The organism is Mesorhizobium sp. M7A.F.Ca.CA.001.10.2.1, assembly GCF_003998575.1.
In the GTDB taxonomy this organism is placed as follows: domain Bacteria; phylum Pseudomonadota; class Alphaproteobacteria; order Rhizobiales; family Rhizobiaceae; genus Mesorhizobium.
In genome coordinates this window covers 2151-8216 of the sequence record NZ_RZQY01000240.1, presented here as the reverse complement: position 1 = coordinate 8216, position 6066 = coordinate 2151, and the positions used below count along the sequence as shown (strand labels likewise).

At 61.4% G+C, this 6066-nt stretch carries 6 protein-coding genes and 1 pseudogene; 6 read left to right on the top strand and 1 reads right to left on the bottom strand.

Features of this window, described 5'->3' with window-relative positions:
- The first annotated feature begins 209 nt into the window (after positions 1 to 209).
- Positions 210 to 395 carry a hypothetical protein gene (locus EN964_RS16845; protein ID WP_127268456.1) on the top strand — a complete coding sequence of 62 codons (186 nt, stop codon included), beginning with the start codon at positions 210 to 212 and terminating at the stop codon, positions 393 to 395.
- A 9-nt stretch (positions 396 to 404) separates the two neighbouring features.
- Here EN964_RS16845 and EN964_RS16840 read toward each other — a convergent pair whose 3' ends face one another.
- On the bottom strand, positions 405 to 2147 hold the full coding sequence (locus EN964_RS16840) for a hypothetical protein (RefSeq protein WP_127268457.1): 1743 nt from the start codon (positions 2145 to 2147) through the stop codon (positions 405 to 407).
- Between the two features lie 155 nt (positions 2148 to 2302).
- Between EN964_RS16840 and EN964_RS16835 the strand changes: the two genes are divergently transcribed.
- The 5 genes and pseudogenes from EN964_RS16835 to EN964_RS38595 form a co-directional block, all read left to right on the top strand.
- The gene (locus tag EN964_RS16835; RefSeq protein ID WP_127270577.1) at positions 2303 to 3406 is read left to right on the top strand and encodes an inositol-3-phosphate synthase; all 1104 of its coding nucleotides are present in this window, start codon (positions 2303 to 2305) and stop codon (positions 3404 to 3406) included.
- Positions 3403 to 3999 (top strand): histidine phosphatase family protein, encoded by a 597-nt coding sequence (locus tag EN964_RS16830; protein ID WP_127270579.1) that lies wholly within the window; start codon positions 3403 to 3405, stop codon positions 3997 to 3999. Before EN964_RS16835 ends, EN964_RS16830 begins: the two co-directional genes overlap by 4 nt.
- A 14-nt stretch (positions 4000 to 4013) precedes the next feature.
- Positions 4014 to 5114, top strand: a complete 1101-nt coding sequence (locus tag EN964_RS16825; protein WP_127270580.1) for a glycosyltransferase — start codon at positions 4014 to 4016, stop codon at positions 5112 to 5114.
- Entirely contained in the window at positions 5114 to 5917 is an 804-nt protein-coding gene (locus tag EN964_RS16820) for a sugar phosphate nucleotidyltransferase (RefSeq protein WP_127270582.1), read from the top strand. The genes EN964_RS16825 and EN964_RS16820 overlap by 1 nt, the downstream gene beginning before the upstream one ends.
- A gap of 2 nt (positions 5918 to 5919) precedes the next feature.
- Positions 5920 to 6066: pseudogene (locus EN964_RS38595) on the top strand (TIGR04290 family methyltransferase); the annotation flags it as partial.

Here is a 6066-nt window from a genome sequence, read left to right as displayed (position 1 = left end):
GCTGACGATCGATTATTTCGCGGCGCTCGAAGGCAGTCGCATCGGCGATCAGATGACAGGCTTTGCCAAAAGAGCGAGGCCGGCATCCGGCGGGCTGCAGAACCTTCCGGCGTGATGCGAGACGGCCGCCGAATCTTTCCCGAGATCGCGCGGAACATCCGCCCAAGCTTGTGGTTTGGCGGGAGGAACCGATACGGAGGATCATCCTCATGCAACCCAAGCGACCCGCGAGGGATATCGACCAGATGGCCGAACGCGAGACGGCTGCCTATCTGCGGCGCGCCTCGATCACCTATCTCGAGTGCTGCGTCAGCTTGATGATGACGCATCTGCAGCGCGAGGAAGTGGCCGCTATTCTCGAGCAGGAAGCAGACATGCTGCGAAGGCTGGACTGATCGGAACGATCATATCAGGCATTCGTCCAGGAACCCTATCAGTCGCATCCTATATCGGTCTGCCGTCGCGGCGAGCCTTGCTTTTTCCCGGCCATTTTCGGATTGCGCAGCCGTGCTCCAGAGCCCGAGCTGGAATGCCAAATAGCACGGTTCGAAAAAGCCGATGTGGCCGTTGTCGATGGCAAGCTTCATTCCTTGGACCAGGGTCCTCACATCGCTGTCGGATAGCCCGTACTCGACACGGGCGCCGGCAATGTCCCACTCTATTGGCTGGCAGCCGATCAAATCGTGTGCCCGGCAATGGTCGACGGCATCTGTCTTGAGCACCCTGCCGTCGGCACGAACGAGAAACTCCCATGGTTGGAGCTTTCCATCGATTTCAACGCGCTGCAGCCCGCTCGCGGGGGCCTGTTTCGAGAGCCAACCGCGCAAGGCTGCCGCGCGTTTTTCGCCCAGGGCTTCCGACGTATTGGAAACAGCCATCTCCGCGAGTGCAAGCAATGATGCACCCGGTTCGCAAGTTCGAAGATTGAGCGCACGCCAGGCCAGGTAATTTGTGAACTCCGCGATCAGTCTTTCCATGGGTAGCGGCGCCTGATCCATCGTGGTGCCGTCAATCCACCGTTCAACCAGAAAGCCATGGCAAAGCGCGACAACTTGCGATCCGAACTCGGCTTCATGCAACATCGTCGCGGTTCGTTTCTTGCGCCGTCCGGTTTCGCCGAGACCCGCGAATTTGACGAGCCAGCGGTCACGCCCGGCGGACGCCAGGAATTTACGCCGCTCGGTACCGCGAGGGCTCGGCGGCCAGCGCCCTTCGTCGGCGTAGTGGGCGGCCCGCCACTCGCCGCCAGATAGCTCGGTCAGGCCTAATTCCGGCCTGCCGACCGCCTCGGCCACCCAATCGCGCAACGTGGGGATTTTCGAGCTTTCGGAGAAGGTGCATTCAAACGCCGTCGCCACATGCTTCGGACAGCGCGACCATGTCTCCCGAGCCTCCCGCGACGCTTCGATGCCCGGGCCGCCTGAATGGCTGGGAAACAGGTGAATGCGGTCCGTATCGATACCCAGTTCACGCAGCCACACGATAACGGCATGCATCGAACTGCCGGACAGGCCAGGACCCTCGTCGACAACGGCGAAACGCGCCGATGGATTGTTCATCCAAGTGGCGATCGACTGCGGATCGGCGTTGATATACCTGCGGAAGGGATGGCCGATCGGGCGAACGCTGAATGGTGCCGGCGCACCAATCGAGGCCGCCACCATAGCTGCCAGCCCGAGGCCGATGCTGCGGACGCCGATCACGCATGTGTTCGCATCGAGACCCGACTTCTGCGCCGCGTCCAAATAGCTTTCGGGATAAAGCGCATAGTGCGCATAACCCTCGGCAGAGCCGGTCACAACCTCGGCCTTGCAGTCGAGCCCGGCCAGCTGTTTGAGAAGTCCCGGATCGATGCCACCGCCGACGCCGAAACCGCTTTGCCACGACTTCGCCACCTCTGCCGCGAGTCCGACCAACAACTTGGCGCCTTGCTGTTGTCGCGGCGAAAAGATGTCGATGCCGCTGGTTTGGAAATCGACATCGGCAAGCGCCTGAACCAGCTCCGACACGCTGATGAATAGTCCGACCAATGCAGCATGGCGTTGGACGCCATGAGACATCCGATCCAGGCTTTCGGCCATTTCGTTTGCTGCTTCCCGAAGCTGCTCTGCGCTCTCGGTCTGCCTGTGGTCGCCGTAGACGATCATCGATCGGTTTTCCAATGTTGCCGTGCGGCAACGCATCGAATGCAGCTTCGATCCATGCAGTCTCGCGCAATTTTTCGATGGGCGGAGGAACATTCCGGCACGCTGATGGTTCGGCGCCAGGAACTTACCTTTGAACAACATAGGGTGGCGGTTTCGTGGGATCGAAAAAGGTTCGTGTTGGTATCGTTGGGGTCGGCAACTGCGCATCCTCCCTGGTGCAGGGCCTCTCGTTTTATCGTAACGCGAAAAGCAACGAACCAATCCCTGGGCTGATGCATGCCGACCTTGGCGGCTACCATGTCGACGACATCGAGATTGTCTGCGCATTCGATGTCGCCAGGAGCAAGGTTGGCCGCGACGTCGCGGAAGCGATCTATGCCGCCCCGAACAACACGTTCCGCTTCGCCGACGCGCTGACAACCGGCATTCGCGTCGAGCGCGGGCCGACGTTGGACGGGATCGGCAAATATCTGCGCGACGAGATTGAAGAAGCTCCGGAGCCGGTTGCCAATGTCAGCGAGATCCTGCGCGACAGCAACGCTGACGTGCTGGTTTCCTACCTGCCGGTGGGTTCTGAGGAGGCAACTTGCTTCTATGCCGAATGCGCACTCGAGGCCGGCTGCGCCTTCGTCAATTGCATACCAGTTTTCATCGCCTCACGCCCGGAATGGCGCCGGCGCTTTGAGCAGCGAGGACTGCCGCTGGTCGGCGACGATATCAAGAGCCAGGTCGGCGCGACCATCGTGCACCGGCTGCTGGCCAATCTCTTCCGCGAACGCGGCGTACGCATCGACCGCACCTATCAGCTGAATTTCGGCGGCAACACCGATTTTCTCAACATGCTGGAACGCGAGCGGCTGGAATCGAAGAAAATCTCGAAGACACAGTCCGTGGCCAGCCAGTTCGATGTTCCCCTGGAGCCAGGCAATATCCACGTTGGGCCCAGCGACCACGTACCGTGGCTGACCGATCGCAAGTGGGCCTATATAAGGGTGGAAGGCACGACTTTCGGCGGCGTGCCGCTCAATGCCGAGCTCAAGCTGGAAGTCTGGGATTCTCCAAACTCGGCCGGCGTGGTGATCGATGCGGTACGCTGCGCCAAGCTGGCGCTCGATCGCGGCATGGCCGGAGCGCTGACCGGTCCCTGCAGTTATTTCATGAAGTCGCCTCCCGAACAGTTCACCGACGCCGAAGCGCGGCAGCGCACGCTCGCTTTTATCGCAGGCAAGGACGAGCCTTTGCTCGATGCCGCGGAATGACGACGACCTTCTTTCTGATCCGCCATGCGGCACACGACAATGTCGGCTCCTATCTGGCAGGCCGTATGGACGGCGTTTGCCTCGGGGATGCTGGTAAGGCGCAGGCAACGCAGCTTGGCTGCCGCATGGCCCGGGAGCCGATTGCAGCGATCTTGTGCAGCCCGCGCGAGCGGACCCGGGAGACGGCCCTGCCAATCGCGTTCGCCTGCGGCGTCGGGGAAATCGCGATCTGTGCCGAACTCGACGAGATCGACTTCGGCGACTGGTCGGGAAAGACCTTCGATGAGTTGAGCGGCAACGCCGGCTGGCGAGCCTGGAACGACCAGCGGCAGGAGGCCAGGACACCAAACGGCGAAACCATGCTGGATGTCCAGCAGCGCGTCGTCGCGGTGATGAACGCTGTCCACGAGCAGCATCAGAATCAGTGTGTCGCCCTGGTCAGCCACGCCGATGTGATCAAGGCCGCCGTCTGCAAAGTCCTTGGCTTGCCGGCCGGCGACTGCTTTCGCTTCGACATCGATCCCGCCTCGATCACCACGATCGTGTCGGGCGACTGGGGGGCGAAGCTGATCCGATTGAACGAAGTTGCCTGACGAGGATTTGCCGGATGCAGATGGTCATTTTCGGTCTTACCGTCACGTCTTCATGGGGTAACGGCCATGCCACCTTATGGAGGGGACTGATCAGAGCCCTCGCCCGGCGCGGCTGGTCCATCACCTTCTTCGAACGCGACACACCCTACTATGCCGGAACGCGCGATGTTGATCATCTGGACGGCGGCAACATCGTGCTCTATCCGGACTGGGAGGATATCCGCCGGGTCGCGGAGCAAACGATCAAACGATCGGATGTCGTTATCGTCACCTCTTATTGTCCCGATGCCGTGGACGCCTCGCGGCTGGCGCAGCAGGCAGGGCGCGGACTGCGGGTCTTCTACGATCTGGACACTCCGGTCACGCTTGCCCGCATCGAACAAGGTGAGCGTCCACCCTATTTCGGCCCCGAGGGTCTTGCCGATTTCGACCTCGTCCTGAGCTACACAGGCGGCTCGGCGGTCGACGCGCTGAAGGCGGTTCTGGGCGCGCGTCACGTGGTGCCGCTCTATGGGCATGTCGATCCGGATCAACACCGGCCGGCTACGCCGCGGGCCGAGTTCAAGGCCGATCTCTCCTATCTCGGAACCTACGCGCCCGATCGCCAGGCGGCCGTCGAGAATCTGCTGGTTCGCCCAGCTGCGCGCTTGGCGGACCAGCGCTTCATCATCGGCGGCGCACAATATCCGCAGGAATTCCCGTGGAGCGACAACATCTTCTTCGTCAGGCACCTTCCGCCGGCCGATCACCCGGCGTTTTTCTCATCCTCTCGTCTGACACTGAATGTGACCCGCGAGGCGATGGCGCAAAAGGGCTGGTGCCCTTCGGGCCGGTTGTTCGAAGCAGCGGCATGTGGAGCGCCTATCGTAACCGACACATGGCCGGGCCTAAGCAGCTTCTTCGAACCCGGCAGCGAGATCCTGCTGGCCCACGACACCGATGACGTGGTCGCGGCGCTCGCCTTACCCGCAGGAGAACTCGATGCTATCAAAACCCGTGCGCGCCAACGGGTTCTCGACGAACACACCTCTGGCCGGCGCGCGGCGGAGCTGGACCAGATTCTAAACGACGCCTTTCAAAGATCTCCCGGCGAACCGATGATGGAAGCAGTCTGATGTTGGGCATTGTGCCCGCTGCCGGGCGCGGCAGCCGCATTCAACCGCTCGGCTTCTCGAAAGAGCTGCTGCCGGTCGGCAGCCGGATCGATGGACAGACCGAGCGTCCCTGCGCCGTGAGCGAGTATCTGGTGCGGCGGATGGTGCACGCTGGTGTCGACAAGATCTGTTTCATCATTGGATCGGGCAAATCCGACATCCTCGAATATTACGCTGCCGGCTATGGTGACGCCGCGGCTCTCTTCGTGGTGCAGCCCAATCCCGTTGGACTTTGCGATGCGATTTTTCGGGCAGCGCCTCTCGTCGCGTCCGATGAGGTCGTCCTGGTCGGCCTTCCCGACACGATCTGGTTTCCCGAGGACGGCTTCTGTCATTTGCCTGACGATCAGCTTTCATTTCTGCTCTTCCCGGTGGATCGTCCGGAATTCTTCGACGCCGTCGTTGTCGATGACCACGAGCGCGTGATCGAAATCCAGGTCAAGCAACAGGACGCCGCCACGAACTGGGTTTGGGGTGCGTTCAAGATGCCGGGCCAGATCCTGCATCAGCTTGCGGCACTCTGGCGTGAACGGGAATGCCGTGACGAATATATCGGCACGTTGGTCAACGCCTACCTTGCGGCCGGAGGTCAAGCCTCCGGCGTCAAGGCTGGGTCGGCCTATGTCGATGTCGGCACGTTCAACGGCTATCGCACGGCTCTGCGGCTGCTCGAGGACGGCGCCGCACCCGTCCGTCACCAACCCGCCACGATTATGCCAGGTGCCCGTTCGCATGTGCCTGTCGTTCCCGGCGAAGGAGCCTGATCATGCTGCATTCCCATGCCGAAATCCGCCGACGTATCGATGCTCTCGGCCCATGGTTCCACAACATGGAACTGGCGGGTGTCGAAACCGCTCCCAACCATTTTCTCGGCAATTATCCGCTGATCAAATGGCGCAAATTCGCCGAGGCC

What these genes read in the sequence shown, in the direction of transcription:
- EN964_RS16820 (WP_127270582.1), top strand. Translation starts at nt 5,114, where the DNA reads ATGTTGGGCATTGTGCCCGCTGCCGGGCGCGGCAGCCGCATTCAACCG.
- EN964_RS16840 (WP_127268457.1), bottom strand. Translation starts at nt 2,147, where the DNA reads ATGATCGTCTACGGCGACCACAGGCAGACCGAGAGCGCAGAGCAGCTT.
- EN964_RS16830 (WP_127270579.1), top strand. Translation starts at nt 3,403, where the DNA reads ATGACGACGACCTTCTTTCTGATCCGCCATGCGGCACACGACAATGTC.
- EN964_RS16845 (WP_127268456.1), top strand. Translation starts at nt 210, where the DNA reads ATGCAACCCAAGCGACCCGCGAGGGATATCGACCAGATGGCCGAACGC.
- EN964_RS16825 (WP_127270580.1), top strand. Translation starts at nt 4,014, where the DNA reads ATGCAGATGGTCATTTTCGGTCTTACCGTCACGTCTTCATGGGGTAAC.